Source organism: Salifodinibacter halophilus (assembly GCA_012999515.1).
GTDB lineage: Bacteria > Pseudomonadota > Gammaproteobacteria > Nevskiales > Salinisphaeraceae > Salifodinibacter > Salifodinibacter halophilus.
Map to the genome: position 1 here is coordinate 797,568 of JABEEB010000001.1, position 23,648 is coordinate 821,215.

Sequence of the window (23,648 nt, forward strand, 5' to 3'; positions counted from 1 at the left end):
ATTTGGCACAAATCCACCTCCGAGGCGCGACGTATCGAAAGCGCTGGTGTATCATGCATACGTCGTTTCAGCCGATGCCGCTGTCGAAGCACATCGGTTGACGGCAGCGCATAGAAACAACTAATCACGCTATGAATGATGCTGCTCAGCAAAGCGTAACTGTCTGGCCGCTAATCCTATTCGCGGCTGGCGCACTCGGTTTGGTCATGCTCATGATCGGCCTGTCGTCGATACTCGGCGGCCGACACAATGAGAAACTAGGCAACGAGCCGTTCGAGTCCGGCATCCGGCCGACCGGTAGCGCCCACCAACGATTCTCGGTCCAGTTCTATCTGGTTGCGATCATCTTCGTGCTATTCGACCTCGAAGTGGTTTTCGTTTTTTCCTACGCCATCGCCGCCCCGGCGCTTGGTTGGGCAGGTTACGGCGCGTTTATCTTCTTCCTGGCAATAGTTACTCTGGGGCTTGCCTATGAATGGCGCATCGGCGCGCTGAACTGGGCGCCGAAAGCACCCCGGCAGTATCGCCTGGCAGCAATCGAAGCCAACCGCGCCCGAAATCTGGCCGGCGATACGACCAACCACGCTGGCGACGACACCCGACAATCGGAACAATCATGAGTTTTTCGCTTACCAGTGTCGACGAGAACCCCAAACCCGGTAGCGGCGGCCAAAATGTGAACGGCGACAGCAAGCTCGAAGAGGCGCTGTCGCGCAACATCGTCACCGCCAAACTGAGCGACATGATCGCTTGGGGCCGTAAGAACTCGATCTGGCCGTTCAATTTCGGCCTGTCCTGCTGTTACGTAGAAATGGCCACGGCCCTGACTGCGCCGCATGACATGGCGCGCTTCGGTTCGGAAGTAATTCGCGCAACGCCGCGCCAAGCGGATGTCATGATCATCGCCGGCACCTGTTTTCTGAAAATGGCGCCAGTCATACAGCGCATGTATGAACAGATGATGGAACCGCGCTGGGTCATCTCGATGGGGTCCTGCGCCAACTCCGGTGGCATGTACGACATCTATTCGGTGGTACAGGGCGTGGACAAGTTCCTGCCGGTCGATGTCTACGTTTCAGGGTGTCCGCCGCGCCCAGAAGCCTTCCTGGAAGGTTTGCTGATGCTGCAGGAAAACATCGAAACCGAAACCCGCCCGCTGTCGTGGACGATCGGCGACCAGGGCGTTCATAAAACGCCGAAACTCGCACAACGCGACCGTAAAAGCGAACAGCGCACCAGCGAAACAACTTACCGCAGCCCGGATCACGTCTAGCGTGCTCGATACCGCCAACATCCAACAGCAGCTCACCGATCGCTTCGGCGATGAGGCGGTTACACCGCAGTTAACCGCCGACGGCATGCCCACATTCTGGGTGGGTCGCGACCGCATTCTCGATGTTTTGTCATTCGTGAAAAGCGAGTCGGTGCCCGCCTACCCCATGCTCTTCGACTTAACGGCAATCGACGAGCGCGTGCGTGAGAATCGCAGCGACCAGCCGGCATCGGACTTCACCATCGTCTATCACCTGCTCAGCCTCCAGCCTGTGGCTGAGCTGCGCCTGAAAGTTGCACTGACCGGTGATTATCCAGCCACGCCGAGCGCGGTTTCAATCTGGCCGAACGCCAACTGGTACGAGCGCGAAGTCTGGGACATGTTCGGCGTCTCATTCGACGGTCACCCGAACCAGCGCCGGATCCTCATGCCGCCGACCTGGAAGGGCCACCCGCTACGCAAGGATCATGCGGCACGGGCGACCGAATTCGAAGCACTTCATCTCGATCCCAAACGCCAGCAGGAAGAAGAAGACGCCCTGCAATTCGACCCGGACGACTGGGGCATGCAGCGCCAGTCCGAAAACGCCGAATTCATGTTCCTGAACATGGGGCCAAACCACCCGTCGGTACACGGCGTGTTCCGCATTGTGTTGCAACTGGACGGCGAAGAAATCGTCGATGCAGTTCCGGATATCGGCTACCACCATCGCGGCGCTGAGAAGATGGGCGAGCGCCAGACGTGGCACACCTATATCCCCTATACCGACCGCGTCGACTACCTCGGCGGGGTCATGAATGAACTCCCCTACGTGCTCAATGTCGAGAACATGTTGGGTATCGAGGTGCCTGAGCGAGTCAAAACCACGCGCGTCATGCTGGCGGAATTTTTCCGTATTACCAGCCATCTGATGTTCTTCGGCACCTACGTTCAGGATCTCGGCGCGATGAGCCCGATCTTCTGGATGTTTTCCGACCGACAAAAAGCCTACGACGTCATCGAGGCGATCACCGGCTTTCGCATGCACCCGGCATTTTTCCGTATCGGCGGGCTGACCATGGATCTGCCGGAAGGCTGGGATCGTAAAGTTCGCGAATTCCTCGACTGGTTCCGGCCAAGGATCGATGAATACAAAAAGATGTTGGCCGAAAACCGGGTACTGATCGAGCGCTCGAAGCATATCGGAGCCTACTCGCAAGACGAGGCCATCGACTGGGGCATTACTGGGCCCGGTCTACGCGCGACGGGGGTCGACTTCGATCTGCGCAAGGCCCGCCCCTACTCCGGCTACGAAAAATACGATTTCGATGTGCCGCTCGGCACCAATGGTGACTGTCAGGACCGGTTGGACGTGCGCATCGAAGAAATGCGCCAAAGCTGTCGGATCATCGAGCAGTGCATGACGGGCATGCCGAGCGGTGATTACAAGGCCGACCATCCGCTGACCACGCCGCCGCCCAAAGAGCGGACGATGCAGGACATCGAAACGCTGATCGCCCATTTTCTGACCGTCAGCTGGGGGCCAGTGATACCGGCGATGGAATCTTCCACGATGGTCGAGGCCACCAAGGGTCTGAATAGCTACTATTCGATCTCCGACAAACACACGATGAGCTATCGCACGCGCATCCGGACACCGAGCTTCCCGCACCTGCAGCAAATTCCGTTGATCTCGCAGGGCGGACTGGTCGCCGACCTGGTCGCGATTATCGGCTCGATCGATTTTGTGATGGCAGACGTTGACCGATGAACACCGTGTTAAGTGACGCCGAAATAGAAGAAATTCGCCATGAGATGGCGTTGTACGAAGACCCACAAGCGGCGACCATCGAAGCGCTGAACGTGGTTCAAAACCACCGTGGCTGGGTCTCCGACGAAGCTTTGGCAGCCGCCGCCGAAGTCATCGGCGTAACACCGACACAGATGGAAGCTGTCGCAACGTTCTACAACCTGATCTTCCGCCACCCCGTGGGGCGGCACGTGATCATGATCTGCGATTCGATCTCCTGCTATCTGACCGGCTACGAAGAAATGCGCGATCACCTGAAATCGAGCCTCGGCATCGATTTCGGTCAAACAACGCCCGATAACCGCTTCACATTGCTACCGATTTGTTGCCTCGGCAACTGTGGTAACGGCCCGGCTATGCGCGTTGGCAATGATTACCACGGCAACCTAACGCCCGAGACAATCGACAAAATTCTGGCGGACTACGCCTGAAGACGCTGGCTATGGAAAAAGTACTCACGCAAAACATCAACGACCAGCGCGAGCCGAAATGGCTGTCCGATTACGAGGCAGCCGGCGGTTACCGCGCCTTGAAAACAGTCGTCAACGACTATCAGCCGACCGAAGTCGGCGAATGCGTCAAGAAGGCGGGCCTGCGTGGGCGCGGCGGTGCGGGTTTCCCGACCGGGGTCAAGTGGTCATTCATGCCGCGCTTCGAAGATAAGCCCGACGAGCGTCCGGCACACATTTACATGGTGGTCAACGCGGACGAGATGGAGCCGGGTACATTCAAAGACCGGCTATTGATGGAAGGCGACCCGCACCAGCTGGTTGAGGCCGTGGCAATCGCGTCCTACGCGATCGGCGCCGACATCGCCTATATCTTTTTGCGCGGTGAATACACCGAGTCGCGGTGGAAGCTCGAGAAGGCCATCGCCGAGGCCGAAGAAGCCGGCTATCTCGGCGACCACGTGCTGGACTCGAACTTCAGCTTAACCATGTATGTGCACATGAGCGCCGGCCGCTATATCTGCGGCGAGGAATCGGCCTTGCTGTCCGCACTCGAAGGTCGGCGCGCTGTACCGCGCCACAAACCGCCCTTCCCAGCCGCATCCGGGCTGTTTGGCCAACCGACGACGGTCAACAACGTCGAGACCGTGTGCAACGTCCCGCATATCATCAACAACGGCCCCGAGTGGTATCAATCGCTGGGCTTGAACAAAGATGGTGGCACCAAGCTCTACGGCGCCTCAGGCCACGTCGCCAACCCCGGGTTGGTGGAACTGCCCATCGGCACGCCGATCCGTGAATTGCTTGACCATTTCGGCGGCATTCGCAACGGACGCGCTTTAAAAGCCTTATTACCCGGTGGCGGTTCGACGCCGATACTGACGCCCGATCACCTCGATACACCGATGGATTACGAAGGCGTCGGTGCGGCCGGGAGCCGGCTCGGCACCGGCACGATGGTCGTGTTCGACGAGCAAACACCCATCGTGGGCGTATTGAAAAATCTCGAGCACTTCTATGCCCAAGAGTCCTGCGGCTGGTGCACACCTTGTCGCGACGGTCTGCCGTGGGTCGAGCGTATCCTGACCAACTTGGAAGCTGGCCAAGGCCGGCCGGGCGATATCGAGCTTCTGGATATGCACACCAAACTACTCGGACCGGGCAAGACGTTCTGCGCCCACGCCCCCGGCGCCATGGGACCGCTCGAATCGGGACTAAAATATTTCCGGGACGAGCTCTCTGCGCTCATCCCCGACAACGGCGACACGCTGGCCTTCCACGAACCGGCCAACGCCGAGTCGCATCAGGCAACGACTCAAACCTAGAATACCGGTTATGGCAACGATCACCATCGACGGCAGGCAGTACGAAGTCGACGAAACCGACAACGTACTCAAGGTCGCCTTATCCAAAGGCTTCGACCTACCCTATTTCTGTTGGCACCCGGAGTTGCACAGTGTCGGCGCTTGCCGCCAGTGCGCGGTCAAGCAGTACAAAGACGAGAACGACACCCAGGGCCAGATCGCCATGGCCTGTATGACGCCCGCCTCGGATGGCGCACGCTTCTCGGTCGCTGACGACGACGCAGCCGAGATGCGCGCCCAGGTCGTCGAATGGCTGATGATCAACCACCCGCATGATTGTCCGGTCTGCGAGGAAGGCGGCGAGTGTCATCTACAGGATATGACATTGATGACCGGCCACACGCGCCGGCGCTATACCGGTGCCAAGCGCACCCACCGCAATCAGGATCTCGGCCCATTCATTTCGCACGAAATGAACCGCTGTATCGCCTGTTATCGCTGCGTGCGTTACTACCGCGATTACGCGGACGACAACGACCTGCGGGCACTCGGCTCGCATATGAACGTCTATTTCGGCCGCGAATCCGACGGCCCGTTCGAAAACGAATTCTCGGGTAACCTGGTCGAGGTCTGCCCGACCGGCGTGTTCACCGACAAGACCCTCGGCGCCCAATATATCCGCAAGTGGGACATGCAGAACGCCCCGAGTATCTGCACCCACTGCTCGCTTGGTTGCAACACCAGCCCCGGATCGCGGAAAGGCGAGCTCAAACGGATCCAGAATCGCTACCACGGCGAGATCAACCACTATTTCCTCTGCGACCGCGGTCGCTTCGGCGCCGGTTTCGTCACGCGCGAAGACCGGCCGCGTCAGCCGCTCGCGCGCGACGCCAACGGCGTTCTCGAGCCGGTTGCACAAGACGAAGCGCTTGCAACCGTGCGCCAGGCGCTGGCCGGCGGTCGTGCCATCGGCGTGGGCTCACCGCGGTCCTCGCTGGAAGACAACTACGCCCTACGCCATCTCGTCGGCGGTGACCATTTCGTCAACGGCATGAGTGGCGCCGACACGGCGGCAAGCCACGCGGTTCGCGATCTACTGAGCGCGCATACCGACCGCGTAGCCAGCCTACGCGAAACCGAAAACTGTGACGCTGTATTCGTGATCGGCGAGGACGTCACCCAGACCGCGCCGCGGCTGGCACTTTCACTGCGTCAAGCGGCCAAGAACAAGCATTTTGAGCTCGCCAAGGCACAAAAAATTCCGAAGTGGCACGCACGCGCCGTGCGCGACGAGGGCCGGCACAACTACAGCCCCATCTTCCAAGCCACACCGGCTGCAACCCGACTCGACGACGTCACGCTCGGCGCAACCCATGCGGATGCCGACGGCATCGCCGCTTTAGCCTTCGCCGTAGCCCATGCGCTGGATGCTAACGCGCCGGCACCCGATGGCTTAGACGACGCACTTACCGAGCACGCCAACGATATCGCCGAAGCGCTGAAATCCGCGCGCAAGCCATTAATCGTGGTTGGCACCGGACTCGGCCATGCGCCGGTCGTTGAAGCAGCCGGCAATGTTATGAGCGCGCTGGCGGCCGCCAACGATGCCACGCGCATGGTCTCGACATTGATGGAAGCCAACAGCCTCGGCATGGCCATGCTCGATGCACCCTCCGTCGATGGTGCCCTCGACGCGATCGAATCCGGCCAAGTCGACACGCTGGTCGTTAATCAAAACGACCTCTACGAGCGCGCACCAGCGAGCCGCGTGGACGCCGCGCTACGGCAACTCAAAAGCCTCGTCGTGCTCGACCACAGCCTGACCCGGACAACGGCGCGTGCCGACAGCGTGCTTCCCAGCGGCAGTTTCGCCGAATCCGATGGCACACTCATCAATAACGAAGGTCGCGCGCAGCGGTTTTTCCAAGTCTTTATCCCCGAAGGTCCGATGCAGGAGGCCTGGCGCTGGTGCGCCGATCTAGCACGGGCGCTGGAACGTCCGGTGCGTTGGAACGGCATGGACGATTTGATCGCTGGCCTGGTCGCGGACCTGCCTCAGTTCACCGGCATCGAGGACGCCGCGCCCAGCCAGAGTTTCCGCAAGGCGGGCATGCGTTTTCCGCGCAGCCCCCACCGAAACGCTGCACGCACCGCGCTCTACGCCGACGTCGACGTGCGCGAACGCCGACCGGAGGTCGATGCTGACTCGCCGCTTAGCTATTCGATGGAAGGCTATTACGGTACCGATCAGCCAAGTGAGCTACTCGCCTACGCATGGGCGCCAGGCTGGGAATCAAACCAGCAGGCCATCACCCGTTTCCAAGATGAAGTCGGGGGCAACCTCAAAAAAGGCGATCCAGGTGTTCACGTTCTGGCCGGCGGCGGCGACAGCGGCTACCGAAGCGTGCCCGGCACTAATGGTGGGGATCACTGGCGCGTGGTGCCACGCCACCACATATTCGATAGCGAGCCGTTATCCGCACGCGCACCGGCCATCGCCGAACGCGTCGACAGCCGGCAGATCACGCTCAACCGACAGAGTACCGAGGCACTCGGTGTCGCCGACGGCGACAATCTGTCGATCACGCTTGATGGCGACACCCTGACGCTGCCTGTGGCGATTGACGAGAGCTTACCCGCTCGGGTCATCGGCATTCCCATTGGTGCCCAAGGCGCAGCCACCGTCCACGCCGCAAGCCGGGTCGACACATGATTCTGGGGGTCCCAACTGATACATTCGTCAACGCCCTACTGAAGGGTGTGGAGACCATCGTCATCCTGTTCGCGGTGGTCATCGCCGCCGCGCTCCTGATTTGGGTCGAACGCCGACTGCTCGGCCTCTGGCAGGACCGCTACGGCCCCAATCGGGTCGGGCCCTTCGGCATCCTTCAAGTAGCCGCGGACATGATCAAGATCTTCTTCAAGGAAGACTGGATCCCACCGTTCGCCGACAAGCCCGTATTCATCATCGCGCCGGCGGTCATCCTGTTGACCTCCCTCATGACCTTTGCCGTGGTGCCATTCACCGCAACCATCGGCGTAGTCGATCTCAACATCGGCCTGCTGTTCATGCTGGCGATGAGCTCGCTCGGGGTCTACTCAGTGATTCTGGGCGGCTGGGCGTCGGACAACAAATACGCCATGCTGGGCGGCCTGCGTACCGCCGCGCAGATGATTTCCTACGAAGTATTCATGGGGTTGGCACTGCTCGGCGTCGTCATGCTCGCGGGCAGCTTCAATCTGCACACCATCGTCGAATCACAGGCCGGCCTCTGGAACGTGGTCACCCAATTCCCGTCATTCGTGATCTTTCTGATCGCCGGTTGCGCCGAAATCCACCGCGCACCGTTCGACCTGCCCGAAGCCGAGCAGGAACTGACGGCCGGTTACCACACTGAGTACTCCGGCATGAAGTTCGGCATGTTCTTCGTCGGTGAATATCTCGGTATCGTGCTTATATCCAGCCTGATCACCGTGCTCTTTTTCGGTGGCTGGCTCGGTCCGGTATTGCCCGGCATCGTCTGGTTCTTGATCAAGACCGGCTTTTTCATCCTCTTTTTCGTCTTACTGCGCGCGGCGACCGTTCGGCCGCGCTACGACCAGCTGATGAGCTTCGGCTGGAAAATTCTGCTACCGATCGCATTGGCCAACGTGGCCATAACCAGCGCGGTCGTGGTTGCTACGTCGTAGGTCCGCCGTGTTCGTTAGTCTCCGCTACACGAGTTTTGTCCGATGCTAAGTATTCTGCGCACGATCTGGATGATCTTCCTGCACAGCTTTCGCAAGCGCGATACCGTTTTGTATCCGGAAGAAAAACCATACTTGCCACCGCGCTATCGGGGACGGATTGTATTGACACGCGATCCGGATGGCGCCGAGCGCTGTGTTGCCTGCAATCTGTGTTCGGTCGCCTGCCCGGTCGACTGCATCAGTGTGATCAAGGGCGAGGACGAAAGCGGACGCTGGTATCCGGATACCTTCCAGATCAACTTCTCACGCTGTATCTACTGCGGTTACTGTGAAGAAGCCTGCCCGACCTACGCCATCCAACTCACGCCCGACTTCGAGATGGGCGAATTCGACCGCCAAAAGATGGTTTACGAGAAATCCGATCTGACCATCAGCGGCGTCGGCAAGCGGCCGGGCTACAACTTTTACCGGGTTGCCGGCATGGCCGTCGGCGGCAAGGACAAGGGCGAAGCCGAAAACGAAGCCGAACCCGTCGACGTCAAAACACTGCTGCCCTGATCCATCGCTATGGAAATCGTTTTTTACATTGCTGCACTGGTTGCTATCGCCACCACCATTCGCGTGGTGACCTGCGCCAACGCCGTCCACGCGCTGCTATATCTCATCGTGTCGCTCATGGCGGTAGCAGTGGATTTCTACGTGCTGGGCGCCCCATTCGCGGCCACGCTGGAAGTCATCGTCTACGCCGGCGCGATCATGGTCCTGTTCGTATTCGTGGTCATGATGCTCAGCATCAACGAAACGACGATTCATAACGAACGCAAGTGGCTCACCGGCCAACTCTGGATTGGCCCGGGTGTGATGGCCATCATTCTGCTGACTGTGGTCGGCTACACGCTGGTCACGGGCAACGATGGCGCCACGATCAATGGCCACGCGCTGTCGGCCCATGCAATCGGCATGAACCTTTTCGGCCCCTATGTGCTGGTCGTAGAATTGGTCGCCTTCGTGCTGCTAGCCGCTCTGGTTGTCGCGGCCCACCTCGGTCGACAGCGACCCGACCGGGCCCAGCGCCTGGCCGAAAACGGCCGCACCGACATCGATAAACGCTAGGACGAATCAGGAGTCGTCATGCAGGGATTGCCGATGAGCTATGGACTGGCGCTGGCCGGCATACTTTTTGTGCTTGGACTCGCCGGGTTAGTGGTTCGGCGCAACATGCTGTTTATGCTGATGTGCCTTGAGATCATGCTCAACGCCGCAGGACTGGCTTTCATCGTCGCCGGCGCGCACCATAACCAGGCCGACGGCCAAACCATGTTCATCCTGATTATTGCCTATGCCGGAGCCGAGGCCAGTGTCGGGCTCGGCCTACTCATCCAGCTTTTCAACCGAACCAAAGATGTCGACATCGCCGCAGCCAGTGAGATGAACGGATGAGTGCCGTATTTCTTACCATCGTTTTCCCGCTACTCGGCGCGCTAATCCTGTCGCTCCGGCCCGGCATGCCGGACCGAAGCGCGAAACTCATCGGCGCCGGATCGGTCGGCCTGTCGGCCCTGACCATGATCTGGCTGATGATTGCCTGGTTTTCGGCCGGTGGCGGCGCTTATGTCCAGATGCTGTGGCACTGGGTCGAGGTCGGTGACTTCTCGATGCCGATGGCACTGCGACTCGATGGACTGTCGTTAACCATGATCGGCGTCGTCACCGGTGTCGGGTTCCTGATCCACCTGTTCGCGACTTGGTACATGACGCACGACCTCGAAGGTGCGCCTGGCATGGCGCGCTTCTTTGCGTACATGAACCTATTCATCGGCGCCATGCTGATACTCGTGCTGGCAAATAACCTGCTCGTGCTGTATCTCGGCTGGGAAGGCGTCGGTTTGTGCAGTTATCTGCTGGTCGGCTACTACTATCAGACCGAAGCCAACGCCTGGGCAGCGTTCAAAGCGTTCGTGATGACCCGGATCGGCGACGTGTCGTTATCGCTCGGCCTATTCATTCTTTACGTGAATTTCGGCACGCTGAATATCGACACACTGCTGCAACAAGCGCCCGAAGCGTGGGTCCACGGCGGCCCCATCGCCACGCTGACCGCGCTTCTGATCCTTGGCGGTGCAGTCGGCAAGTCAGCTCAACTGCCGCTCCAAACCTGGCTGGTCGACGCCATGGCCGGCCCCACACCGGTCTCGGCCTTGATTCACGCCGCCACCATGGTCACGGCCGGCGTCTATCTCATCGCCCGACTGCACGGGCTTTTCATCATCGCACCGGCGGCGCTCGAAATCGTCGGCATAGTGGGCGGTATCACGCTGCTATTGGCCGGATTTGCGGCACTTGCCCAAACCGATATCAAACGCGTGATCGCCTATTCGACCATGAGCCAGATCGGCTATATGTTTCTCGCGCTCGGCGTGGGCGCGTGGCACGCCGCGATCTTCCACCTGATGATCCACGCCTTTTTCAAATCACTGCTGTTCTTGGCGGCAGGTTCGGTCATCATCGCCTGCCATCACGAACAGAACATCTTCAAGATGGGCGGCTTGCGTAAACAACTGCCGCTCGACTACGCGCTTTTCTGGATCGGTGGCGGCGCACTCTCGGCCCTACCGGTTATTACCGCCGGCTTCTGGTCCAAAGACCAAATCTTGTCGCTGGCAGCCGTCAACGGCCACGTGGTGCTTTGGCTGATGGCCCTGCTCGGTGCATTCATCACCGCGCTGTATACCTTCCGCCTCATCTTTATCGTCTTCCATGGCGAGGCCAACACCCACGCCGAACCCGGTCGCGGCTGGGCCCACCACACGCCGTTGATCACGCTGGCTGTGCTGTCGACGTTCGTAGGCGCGCTCATCGGCCAGCCACTAGACGGCGTCTTGCCAGCCGCATCCGAAGCCGAATCGCTCGGCATGGAAATCCTGTTGGAAGTGATTTCGAGCCTGGTTGCACTCGGTGGACTGGCGGTAACTGCCGCACTGTTTCTCGGAGCGCGTGGTGTCCTGACTAAGACAGTGGCTAGCGACAGCGGCAGCCGCCTCCATAACTTTTTGTACGGCGGACTTGGTTTCGACACGCTGTACGATCGTTTATTCGTGCGGCCCTATCGAGTGGCCGCGCGCTTGCACCGGCTCGACTGGATCGAGGGCATTGCCAAGATCGTGCCCTCGAGTGCATTGCTTTTGAATAACGGTCTGACTAGTATTCAGTCGGGCCAGCTGCGCTGGTATGCGTTAACGATCTTCGGCGCGGCATCAATTTTCCTCATCGTCCTGGTTCTCGGCTAAGGCCTGCCCATGCTGCTTATTTGGCTACTGCTGATCCCGTTCGTCGCCGGCGGACTGTGCTATGCGTTGGAGATGCGCCGCGGCGGCGGTCCGCCACGCTGGATCGCACTCATTGCCAGCAGTCTTATCCTGCTGAGCGCGTTCCTACTCTGGGCCACCGGCGATTACAGCCTGGCCAACGCTGTACAAGGCACGGCCCAGTGGCAGATCCAGTTCCGTCTGCCGTGGATACCGAGTCTCGGTATCTTTTTCCATTTAGCGCTCGATGGTCTGTCGGTCATCATGCTGCTGTTGACCGGTGTGATGAGCGTTTTGGCGGTCGCAAGCAGTTGGAATCAGCCGCGCAACCGCGACGGGCTTTTCTACGCCAACCTGATGTGGTTGGTTGGCGGTGTCATCGGCATCTTTCTCGCCGTCGACCTGTTCGCCTTTTTCTTCTTCTGGGAGATGATGCTGATCCCAATGGCGCTGCTGGTCGCGCTCTGGGGGCATGACGGCGCCCGAGCCACGGTCAAACGGGCCGCCGCCACCAAGTTCTTCATCTACACGCAAGCCAGCGGGCTATTGATGCTCGCCGCGATCATCGGGCTGGTCTTCGTACACTATCAGCAGACCGGTTCGATCACGTTCGACTACAATGCACTGCTGCAGACGTCGCCAACCGGCGGGATCGGCATGGTGCTGATGCTCGGCTTTTTCATCGCGTTCGCGACCAAGCTGACGACCGTGCCATTTCACGGCTGGCTCCCCGATTTCCACACTTATTCGCCAACCGATAGCAGTGTTGACCTAACCGGCGTGCTGGTCAAAACCGGCGCTTACGGCCTGCTACGTTTTGCTGTACCTCTGTTCCCACACGCCTCGGCCACTTTCGCACCGGCGGCCATGATTCTGGGGCTGATCGGGATCTATTACGGCGCCATCGTCGCTTTTGCACAAAGCGACATGAAACGCTTTATCGGCTACACCAGCATCGCCCATATGGGCTTTGTCCTGATTGGTATCTACGCGGGCACGCTGCTCTCGATCCAGGGGGCCATCCTGCAATTGGTTGCCAGCGCACTATCGACCGCGGGCTTATTCCTGGTTAGTTCGCAGGTTTACACACGCCTCGGCACACGCGATATGCGCTCGCTCGGTGGTCTGTTCGGGTTGATGGGGGCTTTACCCGGCTTCGCCCTAGCCTTTTCCGTCGCAGCACTCGGCATGCCGGCAACCGCGAACTTCATCGGTGAATTCCTGGTGCTGTTCGGCGCGTTCGCCTATTCGCCGATCGTTGTCGTTTTCGCCACTATTGGGTTGGTTCTGGCCGCCGTCTACGCGCTCTATCTGATCCACCGCGTCTACTGGGGACAACCCTCGATCAAAACGCCGACCGATGGTTTGGCCGGCCGCGAGTACGCCAGTCTGCTGCTCATTCTGACGCTAACCCTGATCATCGGACTGTATCCGAATAGCGTGCTGCACGTGACCACGGGCGCAGCCCAGGAAATCGCACACTGGTTCGATGGTCCTATTGCCGCCGCTCCGCATTCCTAAAAGCTCGTAATCATGAGTTCATTCTCGATGCAAATCGTCGCCCTACTCGCGCCGCTAATCGTAACGGCGACGATCATTCTCACGACGGGCGCCGTTGCCATTACGCGCTCACATCGGGTCATGGCCGGTCTGTCGATCATCGGCCTGGCGGTCGCCCTTATCTCACTGATCCCGGCCAGGCTGGCAGTGCCGATCCAGACGACACCGCTGTATATCGTCGATGGCTTCGGGCTGTTTTATATGGCGCTGGTGCTGTTCGCTGCACTCGTCTCGACCATACTGGCCTATGTTTATTTAGAGGCTCAATCGGAATACCGGGCCGAGTTCTACATTCTGCTGCTGTGTTCCACGCTCGGCGCGTTATCGCTCGTGGTCAGCGTACATCTGGCGTCGCTTTTCATCGGCATCGAGCTACTCTCTATCCCACTCTATGGCATGGTGGCTTACGCGTTCCGCGACTCGATCTCGCTGGAAAGCGGCCTGAAATACATGGTCCTGTCGGGCGTCGCCTCGGCATTTTTCCTATTCGGCATGGCGCTCATGTATGCCGGCTCGGGCGCGCTAACCTTTACCCAAATCGCGTCGAGCGGCAACGGCGGCGAACTGCTGTTGCTGGGCATAGGCATGCTTGTCGTTGGACTGGCATTCAAACTCTCGGTTGCGCCATTTCATCTCTGGACGCCCGATGTTTATCAAGGCGCGCCCGGGCCGGCCTCGGCGTTTCTGGCGACGGTCAGTAAAGTGGCCATATTCGCCGCGCTGCTCCGATTTTTCGAAACGAGTCCAGTCGCCCACAATGATTGGCTGCACGCACTGATCGCCGCACTGGCATTCATCTCCATGCTCGTCGGCAATCTACTGGCCCTGCGGCAGGACAACCTCAAACGAATTCTCGGCTATTCGTCGATCGCGCATCTCGGTTATATCCTGACCGCCATCGTCGCCGGTGGGCCACTTGCAGCGACGGCCGTAGGCGTCTATTTCACCGCCTATGTGTTGACCTCGCTCGGCGCTTTCGGCGTGGTGTCGCTGGTTTCCAGCACCCGCACCGGCACTGACGCTAGCGACCTCACGCACTACCGCGGTTTGTACCGGCATCAACCGACGCTGGCCGTTACGTTAGCCATTATGATGATCTCGTTGGCCGGCATCCCGGTAACCTTCGGCTTCATCGGCAAGTTCTATGCGCTCATGGTTGCCGTCACAGGCGACCTGTGGTGGCTGGTTGCAGCGTTGATCATCGGCAGCGCCATCGGGCTTTACTATTATCTGCGCGTGACATTCATTCTGTTCGGTGCCGCCGAGGGCGGTACGCAGCGACATCTGACTGGCCCGGCATCACGTGCCGCGATCATCATCCTGGGATTGCTCGCAGCGCTTGTCATCGCGCTCGGTATCTATCCGACGCCGCTGATTGATCTCGTCAACGCGACCGGCATCGCCGTGGCGGCCTAATCAATGCCGCCGGGCGGCGACCAGGTTACTGGTCGACCAATACGCCCGGATTCAGGCGGGTCTCCGGATCGAGTGCCTGTTTGACCGCGCGCGTCATCGCTTGCTCGACCGGCGACTTGTAACGCGCCATATCGGCAACTTTGAGCCGGCCTACGCCGTGCTCAGCCGCGCTAGAGCCGCCCATTTCCAGAACCAGCTCGTGCACCAGCCGATGCACCGATTCGGATTCGGCCAGAAATGACGTGTTATCGCCGTCGAGCGGACGCGTGAGGTTGAAATGGATGTTGCCGTCGCCCAGATGGCCGAACGTGCACGCACGAACGCCTGGTAATCGCGCCTCGACAGCCGGCAGCGCACGCGCCAGGAATGCCGGCATCTGCGCCACGGGCAGCGCAATATCGTGCTTGATAGACGCGCCCGCTGCTCGCTGGGCGGCCGGAATCGATTCGCGCAGCCGCCATAGTGCTTCACGCTCCTCATGGGTATCGGCAAGCGCGTAATCGGGCACAGCGCGGTCGGTGCCGGCGGTTTTCATGACGTCGTCGAGTATGGCCTGCAGATCGTTGCCGGTTGCCGAACTGGCCAGCTCGAGCAGGATGTACCAGTCGTGATCCATCGCAATGCCCGACACTTCGTCAACAACAAATTGGCGAACGAGTTGCACGGCTTGATTGGCCATCAATTCGCAAGCTACGACCTGCCCGCCGGATCGATCGATAAGCGTGCGCGTGATCGCCAGTGCGTCGGCTGGCGAGGCGGCGGCACACAAGGCTGTCGCGTGCTGGCGCTCCGGGTAATAAAGCCGAAGTGTCGCCGCGGTGATGATACCGAGGGTGCCTTCACTGCCGATGAACAGATCCCGCAGGTCGAAGCCGCTATTGTCTTTGACGAGTGGCGACAGACTCGACCAAACGCGCCCGTCGGCCAGCACAACCTCAAGCCCGAGTGTCAGATCACGTGTATTGCCATAGCGCAGCACGTTCAAACCACCCGCATTCGTGGCCAGATTGCCACCGATCCGGCATTGCGTCGCTGAAGCCAGCGACAGCGGAAAATAACGATGCGCCGCCGCGGCGACGGCCTTGACGTCGGCCAGGATCGCACCGGCTTCGACGGTGATGGTGTTGTCGTCGGTATCCACCGCCCGGATGCGATCCATACCTGCCAAACTGATGATTACATCGCTATCGGCATCGCTTGCCGCACTGCCGCCGACGAGACCGGTGTTGCCTGACTGCGCGACGATATTGGCGTCATATCGCCCACAGACTGTAACAATCGCGGCCACTGCATCGGTATCCGCCGGCAACACGACCGCGGCCGCCCGCGGTGTAAACGCGCCACGCCACTCACACAGATAAGGCGCTGCCTGGGCGCCGGTCAACACGCGCTCAGCCCCCACGATAGCGACTAGCGCATCGAAGAATCCCTGATTCACGCGCACTTACCCCCGCGCGAACAGATCACGTAGTGCGGCGTCTAATTCGGTGAATGCGAACTCGAAACCAGCGTTTTGAAGCGCCCGGGGTTCAGCACGCTGGCCGCTCAGCAACAGATGCGCCATTTCGCCCATTATGACCTTCAAAACCGGGCCCGGCATCCAGGCAATGGTTGGACGATTCAGCACACGACCAAGCGCGTGGGTGAATGTCTTGTTGGTTACCGGATTCGGCGCGGTTAGATTGAACGCTCCATCCGCCGATTCCGTTGCCATCAGAAAACGGATGGCACGCACCTCATCGCGGATATGTATCCAAGGCATGTACTGCGCGGCGCTACCGATCGGTCCGCCGAGACCATATCGAAATGGCGTTGCCATCTGTGCCAATGCGCCCTCTTGCGCCCCCAGCACCAAGCCGGTGCGAATACGACACACGCGTACGCCATACTGCTCCGCCTCACGGGCAGCCAATTCCCAGTCCTCACATAGTTGCGACTGGAATTCGCTGCTCGGTGGCGTATCTTCGGTCACGACGCTGTCACCGCAGGCGCCGTAATAACCGACCGCGGAGCCGCTAACCAGCACCGACGGCGGTGTCTCACAGTCGCGGATATAAGCCACCAGATCTTCGGTGATACGCAGGCGCGACTCGCGTATTTCCCGTTTGCGCGCCCGAGTCCAACGCCCGGCCGCCAGATTTTCACCGGCGAGGTTAATCACCGCATCGGGGGCTTTGGCATCGGCCAGCGACGGGACCGGTCGCGCATCCGGCGGCAACACCGAGCGCGCGCGTTCGGTATCGCGTGTGACGACCTCGACCTGCCAACCATCGGCGAGCAGATCCGCACACAACTGTTTACCAACAAAGCCGGTCCCGCCAGTCACCAGTGCTTGAGCCATGGTCAGCTTCCGTTATCGGGTGCTAGCCCCATGGTGCAGTGTTAGGCCGAATACCACCAGTCGATGGCAGCGATCACGAACCAGAACGCGCGCCCGCGTCACCGTATTAACAGTCGAATGCTATGAATCGACCGCCAACACCAGCTTGCCGAAATTCTCGCCGGAGAACAGTTTCAAAAAAGCATCCGGGAAATTATCGAAGCCCGAGACAATATCCTCTCGATGCGCAATTTCGCCATTTGTTAGCCAACCCGCCATATGCTGGGCGGCCTCGGGATAGCGATCGGCGAAATCGAAAACAATAAAGCCTTCCATACGCGCCCGATTAATCAGCAGCGACAGATAGTTCTGTGGCGCGTAGCCCGTATCGCCAATATGGCCGGTGACGTTGTATTGCGAGATGGCGCCACAGACCACGACACGCGCATGCAGACGAAGATTGGCGAGTGCCACATCGAGGATCTCGCCACCGACGTTGTCGAAAAACATGTCGATACCATTCGGACACCGATCGCCGACGGCCTCGGCGATGTCCTCGGACTTATAATCGATAGCGGCGTCGAATCCGAGCTCATCGACGATATAGCGACACTTGGCCGCTCCACCGGCGATGCCCACGACACGACAGTCGTATCGTTTGGCGATCTGCCCAACCAGCGCACCGACGGCACCTGAGGCCGCAGACACCAGTACGGTATCGCCGGCTGCCAGCTGGCCGACTTCCAGGGTGCCGAAATAGGCTGTCATGCCCGGCATGCCAAGTGCGCCGAGATAGACCGGCAAATCAGCAAGCGTGGTATCGACCTTACGCAATTCATCTCCCGCGGCAACGGCGTGGGTTTGAACACCGAGATTTCCGGTCACGTGGTCACCCGCCGCGAAATCGGGGTGGCGCGAGTCGATGACCGTACCAGCCGTGCCAGCACGCATTACGTCGTCGATCGCCACCGGCTCGATATACGACTTACCCGCACTCATCCAGCCACGCATGGCCGGATCGAGTGAAATGTAGTCGATCTGGACACGAACCTCGCCGTCGTCAGCCGCGCGCAACGACTCAGTGGTCAGGCGCCAATCATCGCGTTCAGGCAAGCCGTTGGGACGGCGCGCGAGCCGCATTTGCCGGTTATCGATCGCTTCGGACATAGTAAAACCTCGTTGGATTGAATCAGTTCGTGGGTGCGTGCACTGGCCCAATAGCTGGGGCTGCGCACAAAGTCGTCTACCGACCGCCGACGGTAGTGCAGCGATGCGTCACACCATTGCGGCGGTTACCTACTTATGACTGGCCCGCTAGCTTGTCCTGCGTGCGGTACTCGAAGTCGCTGGCGTCGTGGCGCTCGGGCAACTGATCTTCTGGCTCACCCCACACACGATTGACTATGCGGCCACGCTTAACGGCCGGGCGAGCATCGATCTCACTGGCCCAACGCCGCACATTCTCGTAAGTCTGAACCTGTAGGAAGTCCCCAGCTCCATAGAGCCGGCCAAGCGCGAGCGCGCCATACCAGGGCCAAGTCGCGATATCGGCAATCGTGTAATGATCGCCGGCGAGATAGCGCGTCTCGGCCAGGCGCTTATCGAGCACATCAAGCTGACGTTTTGTCTCCATCGTGAACCGGTCGATTGCGTACGGCACGGTTTCCGGCGCGTAGTAGTAAAAATGCCCAAAGCCGCCGCCAAGAAACGGGGCGCTGCCCATCTGCCAAAACAACCAGTTCAGAGCTTCGGTACGCACCGATATATCGCTCGGCAAAAACGCACCGAATTTTTCGGCCAGATACATCAGAATCGCCCCGGATTCGAAGATTCGCGTCGGCGACGATGTCGTGTGATCAGTTAGCGCGGGGATCTTGGAATTGGGATTGACCGCCACGAAGCCACTAGCAAACTGATCGCCATCACCGATCCGAATCGGCCAGGCGTCGTATTCCGCGTCGCTGTAGCCACGTTCGAGTAATTCCTCGAACATAACCGTGGCTTTGACCCCATTAGGTGTCGCCAGTGAATAGAGTTGAAATGCGTGCTGCCCCACCGGTAACGCCTGGTCAAAACGGGCGCCGGCGTAAGGTCGGTTGATACCGGCGAACTGGCCACCGTTTTGCTGTTCCCAGGCCCAGACTGCAGGCAATGTATTCTCAGAATCGCTCATAGCTTACGGCCTAGTTGATGTTCGAATCGTCACGCGCCATCTAGTCTGGCCGGCGAAACATCATTCATATGGAGCGGATGATGGGCACGACACAGCCAGGGACAAGCTTTGGATAACCACTGATTGTTCGAGACACCACCGCAACCGTGCAACGAAACGATTGCCGCACGCGATTTGCCGCGATACAGTTGGTGCGCACAGCGGTGGTAGCTCAGTTGGTAGAGCGCGACCCTCCCACGGTCGAAGTCGCGGGTTCGAATCCCGTCCGCCGCTCCAACCACACTCCTGACGTTTATTACAACGCTTAGGTTAAAACGGCTTGCGCGCCGATAGATTCGCCCACTATCTCGGCGCTGACACAGCGCTAAAACCATCCGGCACGTCAATACAACCATCCGTTGGGTGATTGGTTAGCTCATCGCCCGCTTGCCAACAGCCCCTTGTTCTCGAGGCCATTGACCAGTTTGCTGGCCAGCGCCATGCGGATTGCTCGGGCGTTTGTCGCCGTGTGCGTCGGCACGGTGATTGCAAACCGGGCAGCAACCGCTTCGGTACTATTGTCGAAGACCGTTATGCGGAACCGCTGGGCGTTCGTACCGAGTTGCCGAACCGCCGAACTTTGGGCATGAGGAGCCAGCTCGATCTCGATTGTAGCTCCAGCGCTGCTTTGACGGCTGACTTGATGGCGGCGCTGCGCGCTTTCCGGGCGCGTCGGTGGCAGAACTTCGAGCATCGTCGTACACGTATGCCCTGTGGCTCGTAGTCGGTTACAAACCGCACGCTCGTAATGGGCTTCGAGCGCTGTGTCCTTAAACGCTGCATAGCTTAAAAACCAGTCATACTGGTTGCCCTGATAGACGGGGTCGACATAACCCACGGTATGGGTCGCCGCACAACCGGCCAGCGCTGCGGTGGTACCCAGCAAGGTTATTATTCGAGGCAAAAACTGTCTCATATCAACTCTAAAAACGCGGTTTAGCTGATGGTCGCTCTAGCCACTGGAAACGCCTCGGCTCAGATATGATGCGTGTGTCGCTGTAACCTGATCGATGATCGGCTGGAGCGCTGCGCGCCCGACGATATCGTGTGCGGCCTGTGCGATCTCGACATGCTCGAACGTTGCAAAACGCTGTCGTATTTCGGCCAGATAGCCACGTTGATCGGCGGCACGGGCGGCCACAAATTCACTATCGCTATCGGCTGGCCAGAGGCGGTTAATATATAACCGCCCGATCGGCACTTGGGTCTCGCGAAGCTGCGCGATCACGCGCTCGGTCTCCTCAATCGGCAGACGTTCGGCTAACAGGACCGGCTCGAAAACAGCGTCATCGTGAAGTTTCTGGCGCGCTGTGCTGAACCGTTCGGCCCGTTGACGCAGGCGTGTTAGCACACGGTCGTCGCGTTCCGTATCCTGCACGCCAGCCATCGTCCGCCACATCTGCCGCAGTCGATTGACCTTCCGGCGCTGTTGTTGCAAGCCCTCGATCCAGGCACCAAGCATCGATGGCAACGTCAACAAGCGGAGCGTGTGACCGCTCGGTGCCGTGTCGAAAACGATGCGGTCGTAGTGTGCCGGGCACCAGGTCATGACGTGCGTAAAGCGATCGAACAGCGCCGACTCAACCGTGCCCGGGGCATCGGCCGCCAGTTTTAGCTGTCGTTCAAGCGCTGGCTGAACCTCTTTCGAGACCGCAGCCCGGGCATCTTCACGGATGCCTTCGATATACGCCTCGGCGTCAGCCTGCGGATCAATCTCCATGGCCCAGAGATTGGGCTCAGCTAGTGTCGGTTCGGCGCCAAGGTTCGCCTCCAGCACATCAGCGACTGAGTGCGCGGGATCGGTCGAGACCAGCAATGTACGTTCGCCGGCCGCTGCCAGTGCGCTGGCGCGTGCGGCAGCCAAGGTCGTTTTGCCGACGCCCCCCTTACCACCGAGTAGAATCAGGCGCGCAGTCGTCTCGTGGTCGTGATCCACGCGTCCGGGCGCGCTTTGATCGATTGGCTCGATCAACAGCAGACACCGGCTTCCGGAAACGTTTCCATCCCCATCCGCTGGTGCCAGTCGTGGAAGGCTTCGATCAGGTCCGGATACAACTCGAGCGCGAAATAATCCGCGGGCCCTTGAACACCGAGCGCCTCCAAAAACAGAAGCGCGACCAGCACATCTTCCTCGCGGCGGGCTTCACGGGCAACACCCGCCCGCCAGGGTACGAGAAACAGCTCGTCGTGATAGGCGGACAATCGCCGCCACGCAGTCTTTAGCGATTGAAAATCAATCACACGCGGTCACAACACCATTCAGCCCGGCATGCTCAGAGGCCAAAATAGCATCTCAATCGCCACGGCGTTGTGCGTGTCACCGGCCCGATTATCGCGCCGCGCCAGCACGGTGCCGATAATCGTCCGGGCCGCCGGCCGCCAGACAATAGCTGAGCCACCAACACAATAGCGCTAGGCGCACCGGCTACAGCAGCAGCCGGTGCATGAAGCTCGCATCAGCCACGGGTACCCTGCCGACATCTACTTTGCATCGGTCTCAGGTGCACGAGCCCGCGCGCGTTCACGATTAACCGCTGTTATCGCTTCAATCACCAGCCAGACCGATAGCGCGAGGATGGCAGCATCCATGAACAACAATAGCCAGCTGCCCTGCGCTATGAAATCGCCCAGATTCAGCACCAGCGCATAGACGGTCATCAACAATAGAAAGACCAAGGGCACGAGCGCAGCCAACGGGTTGCGCCCGCGTGCCATGATCCAGACACCGATGACCGCCAGCGCCAGTCCGGCCGTCAATTGATTAGTTGTGCCGAAAAGCGTCCATAGGTGACCAAAGGCATACCCTTTGCCACCACCACCCGGTATCAATGCCAACGCCAGCGGAATGGCCACGGCTAATGTGGTCAGCACGTTGATTCGGCCGGATAGGGCACGAATACCAGCGAGTTCAACGATTTCTTCGAGAATGTAACGTTGCAGGCGAATGCCGGTATCCATCGTCGTGCCCGCAAAGGTCACGGTCACGACCACGGCGAATGTGGCGCCGACCGAGGCCGGGAGGCCGAGATTGGCAATGAAGTGGCCCACACCGGTTACAAAATGCCCGACCGCACCGCCGGAGGCCGCACCCCAGCCGCTATAGGCGCTGGTCCACTCGCCGGCGCTACCAAGGCCAGCGGTACACGCCAGAATCGCGGCTAAAGCCAGGCTACCTTCACCGAGTGCGCCGCCATAACCAACCAGTCGCGCATCCGTCTCCTTGGCCAACTGGCGCGATGTGGTGCCAGACGCAACCAAGCAGTGGAAACCCGAAATCGCGCCACAGGCGATCGTGATGAACAAAAATGGGAACCAATGCGGCGCGCTCGCGGCCACGTTCGCATTGACCGCTGGCGCGGTAATTTGCTCCCAGCCGATCAACACACCGAGAAAGATCGCCGACAGCGCGACCAACAGCTGCTGACCGTTGATGTAGTCGCGTGGCTGCAGCAGCACCCAGACCGGCAAGCGCGACGCGATCCAAGTGTAGGCAAAAATCAACAGCATCCAGGTCGTGCGACCCGATAAACCGATGGCATTGGCTAGGCCGTCGATATGGACCGGATACGCCTGCCCGAGCGGAATCGAGGCATATAACAGCAGCAGGCCGATGATCGACGGGATCAGAATGGCACGTCCCATGCGATACGCCCACTGACCAATGAATATCGCGATGGGAATCACCACGATCGTTGGAATCACCGCACCTGGATGTGACTGAAACAGAATGGCGATCACCGCGCCGAACACGGCATTCACGAGCGTCAGCAAAAAGAATATGATGATTAAAAACAGCGTGCTGGCGCGTGGGGTCACGACCTTGCCAGCCAACGTGCCGATGTTCTGACCACGGTTGCGTACCGAGACCACGAGCGATCCGAAATCATGCACACCGGCGGCGAACAGCGAACCGAGAACCACCCAGGCCAGTGCCGGCAGCCATCCCCAGTACACAGCGATTGCTGGCCCCACAATCGGTGCGGCGCCGGCGACCGACGTGAAGTGGTGTCCTAGCAGGACGCTTTTAGGCGTCGGCACATAATCGACGCCGTCGCGTTGCGCGTTGGCTGGTGTCTCAAAATCCGGGTCCAGCGCATAAATCCGCTTGGCCAGATAGCTTGAATAGAAACGGTAACCGAGAAAGAACACGGCGAGCACGATGACGACGAGAACGAATGCGGGCATATAACCGGACAACGGCAACGATGAACGCTAGGCAATCTAGCAGTGGCCCCACAAGCTCACAACATGAATCGGGGGGTCTATTGGTCTTAAACGCGATACGCCACCCCACCGACGCAGGTCGCCATTGTGAGTGACGAGGCGCCAC

General features: G+C 59.7%; 21 protein-coding genes and 1 tRNA gene. 14 read left to right on the top strand and 8 right to left on the bottom strand.

Annotated features, from left to right (window positions below; all coding sequences use genetic code 11):
* Window positions 1–131 precede the first annotated feature (131 nt).
* Genes ndhC through nuoN form a run of 13 tightly spaced genes read left to right on the top strand, consistent with a single transcriptional unit; the run spans window position 132 to window position 14,786 of the window.
* Window positions 132–620 (top strand): NAD(P)H-quinone oxidoreductase subunit 3, encoded by a 489-nt coding sequence (ndhC, locus tag HKX41_03640; GenBank protein ID NNC23247.1) that lies wholly within the window; start codon window positions 132–134, stop codon window positions 618–620.
* Window positions 617–1,273, top strand: coding sequence for an NADH-quinone oxidoreductase subunit B (locus tag HKX41_03645; protein ID NNC23248.1), 657 nt, complete (start codon window positions 617–619; stop codon window positions 1,271–1,273). The genes ndhC and HKX41_03645 overlap by 4 nt, the downstream gene beginning before the upstream one ends.
* Entirely contained in the window at window positions 1,263–3,023 is a 1,761-nt protein-coding gene (gene nuoC, locus HKX41_03650; protein ID NNC23249.1) for an NADH-quinone oxidoreductase subunit C/D, read from the top strand. Before HKX41_03645 ends, nuoC begins: the two co-directional genes overlap by 11 nt.
* Window positions 3,020–3,493: an NADH-quinone oxidoreductase subunit NuoE gene (nuoE, locus tag HKX41_03655; protein NNC23250.1), complete on the top strand. Its 474-nt coding sequence runs from the start codon at window positions 3,020–3,022 to the stop codon at window positions 3,491–3,493. The genes nuoC and nuoE overlap by 4 nt, the downstream gene beginning before the upstream one ends.
* Before the next feature lie 11 nt (window positions 3,494–3,504).
* Complete coding sequence (nuoF, locus tag HKX41_03660; GenBank protein ID NNC23251.1) at window positions 3,505–4,836, top strand: NADH-quinone oxidoreductase subunit NuoF; 1,332 nt, start codon at window positions 3,505–3,507, stop codon at window positions 4,834–4,836.
* A 10-nt stretch (window positions 4,837–4,846) separates the two neighbouring features.
* The gene (gene nuoG, locus HKX41_03665; GenBank protein ID NNC23252.1) at window positions 4,847–7,528 is read left to right on the top strand and encodes an NADH-quinone oxidoreductase subunit NuoG; all 2,682 of its coding nucleotides are present in this window, start codon (window positions 4,847–4,849) and stop codon (window positions 7,526–7,528) included.
* Window positions 7,525–8,505 carry an NADH-quinone oxidoreductase subunit NuoH gene (gene nuoH / locus HKX41_03670; GenBank protein ID NNC23253.1) on the top strand — a complete coding sequence of 327 codons (981 nt, stop codon included), beginning with the start codon at window positions 7,525–7,527 and terminating at the stop codon, window positions 8,503–8,505. The genes nuoG and nuoH overlap by 4 nt, the downstream gene beginning before the upstream one ends.
* Window positions 8,506–8,547: 42 nt before the next feature.
* A complete protein-coding gene (nuoI, locus tag HKX41_03675; protein NNC23254.1) occupies window positions 8,548–9,063 on the top strand; it encodes an NADH-quinone oxidoreductase subunit NuoI in 516 nt (171 codons plus the stop codon).
* A 9-nt stretch (window positions 9,064–9,072) separates the two neighbouring features.
* Window positions 9,073–9,618 carry an NADH-quinone oxidoreductase subunit J gene (nuoJ, locus tag HKX41_03680; GenBank protein NNC23255.1) on the top strand — a complete coding sequence of 182 codons (546 nt, stop codon included), beginning with the start codon at window positions 9,073–9,075 and terminating at the stop codon, window positions 9,616–9,618.
* Window positions 9,619–9,636: 18 nt separating this feature from the next.
* Window positions 9,637–9,945: an NADH-quinone oxidoreductase subunit NuoK gene (nuoK, locus tag HKX41_03685; GenBank protein NNC23256.1), complete on the top strand. Its 309-nt coding sequence runs from the start codon at window positions 9,637–9,639 to the stop codon at window positions 9,943–9,945.
* Window positions 9,942–11,792 carry an NADH-quinone oxidoreductase subunit L gene (gene nuoL, locus HKX41_03690; protein NNC23257.1) on the top strand — a complete coding sequence of 617 codons (1,851 nt, stop codon included), beginning with the start codon at window positions 9,942–9,944 and terminating at the stop codon, window positions 11,790–11,792. Before nuoK ends, nuoL begins: the two co-directional genes overlap by 4 nt.
* Before the next feature lie 9 nt (window positions 11,793–11,801).
* Window positions 11,802–13,331: an NADH-quinone oxidoreductase subunit M gene (gene nuoM / locus HKX41_03695; GenBank protein ID NNC23258.1), complete on the top strand. Its 1,530-nt coding sequence runs from the start codon at window positions 11,802–11,804 to the stop codon at window positions 13,329–13,331.
* 12 nt (window positions 13,332–13,343) lie between these two features.
* Window positions 13,344–14,786, top strand: coding sequence for an NADH-quinone oxidoreductase subunit NuoN (nuoN, locus tag HKX41_03700; GenBank protein NNC23259.1), 1,443 nt, complete (start codon window positions 13,344–13,346; stop codon window positions 14,784–14,786).
* Window positions 14,787–14,811: 25 nt separating this feature from the next.
* Here nuoN and HKX41_03705 read toward each other — a convergent pair whose 3' ends face one another.
* The 4 genes from HKX41_03705 to yghU form a co-directional block, all read right to left on the bottom strand.
* Entirely contained in the window at window positions 14,812–16,230 is a 1,419-nt protein-coding gene (locus tag HKX41_03705) for an FAD-binding oxidoreductase (protein ID NNC23260.1), read from the bottom strand.
* Entirely contained in the window at window positions 16,231–17,127 is an 897-nt protein-coding gene (locus HKX41_03710) for a TIGR01777 family protein (protein ID NNC23261.1), read from the bottom strand.
* Between the two features lie 120 nt (window positions 17,128–17,247).
* Window positions 17,248–18,273 (bottom strand): NADP-dependent oxidoreductase, encoded by a 1,026-nt coding sequence (locus HKX41_03715; GenBank protein NNC23262.1) that lies wholly within the window; start codon window positions 18,271–18,273, stop codon window positions 17,248–17,250.
* Window positions 18,274–18,406: 133 nt separating this feature from the next.
* Complete coding sequence (yghU, locus tag HKX41_03720; GenBank protein NNC23263.1) at window positions 18,407–19,279, bottom strand: glutathione-dependent disulfide-bond oxidoreductase; 873 nt, start codon at window positions 19,277–19,279, stop codon at window positions 18,407–18,409.
* Between the two features lie 200 nt (window positions 19,280–19,479).
* On the opposite strand from yghU, the gene HKX41_03725 reads away from it, so the two are divergent.
* A tRNA-Gly gene (locus tag HKX41_03725) sits at window positions 19,480–19,555 on the top strand.
* A 139-nt stretch (window positions 19,556–19,694) separates the two neighbouring features.
* Here HKX41_03725 and HKX41_03730 read toward each other — a convergent pair.
* The 4 genes from HKX41_03730 to HKX41_03745 all read right to left on the bottom strand — a co-directional run bounded on the left by HKX41_03730 (window position 19,695) and on the right by HKX41_03745 (window position 23,503).
* Window positions 19,695–20,204, bottom strand: coding sequence for a hypothetical protein (locus tag HKX41_03730; GenBank protein ID NNC23264.1), 510 nt, complete (start codon window positions 20,202–20,204; stop codon window positions 19,695–19,697).
* 66 nt (window positions 20,205–20,270) lie between these two features.
* On the bottom strand, window positions 20,271–21,254 hold the full coding sequence (locus HKX41_03735) for a TRC40/GET3/ArsA family transport-energizing ATPase (GenBank protein ID NNC23265.1): 984 nt from the start codon (window positions 21,252–21,254) through the stop codon (window positions 20,271–20,273).
* 32 nt (window positions 21,255–21,286) lie between these two features.
* Entirely contained in the window at window positions 21,287–21,559 is a 273-nt protein-coding gene (locus HKX41_03740) for a hypothetical protein (GenBank protein NNC23266.1), read from the bottom strand.
* 240 nt (window positions 21,560–21,799) lie between these two features.
* Window positions 21,800–23,503, bottom strand: a complete 1,704-nt coding sequence (locus HKX41_03745; GenBank protein NNC23267.1) for a carbon starvation protein A — start codon at window positions 23,501–23,503, stop codon at window positions 21,800–21,802.
* Between the last annotated feature and the right edge of the window lie 145 nt (window positions 23,504–23,648).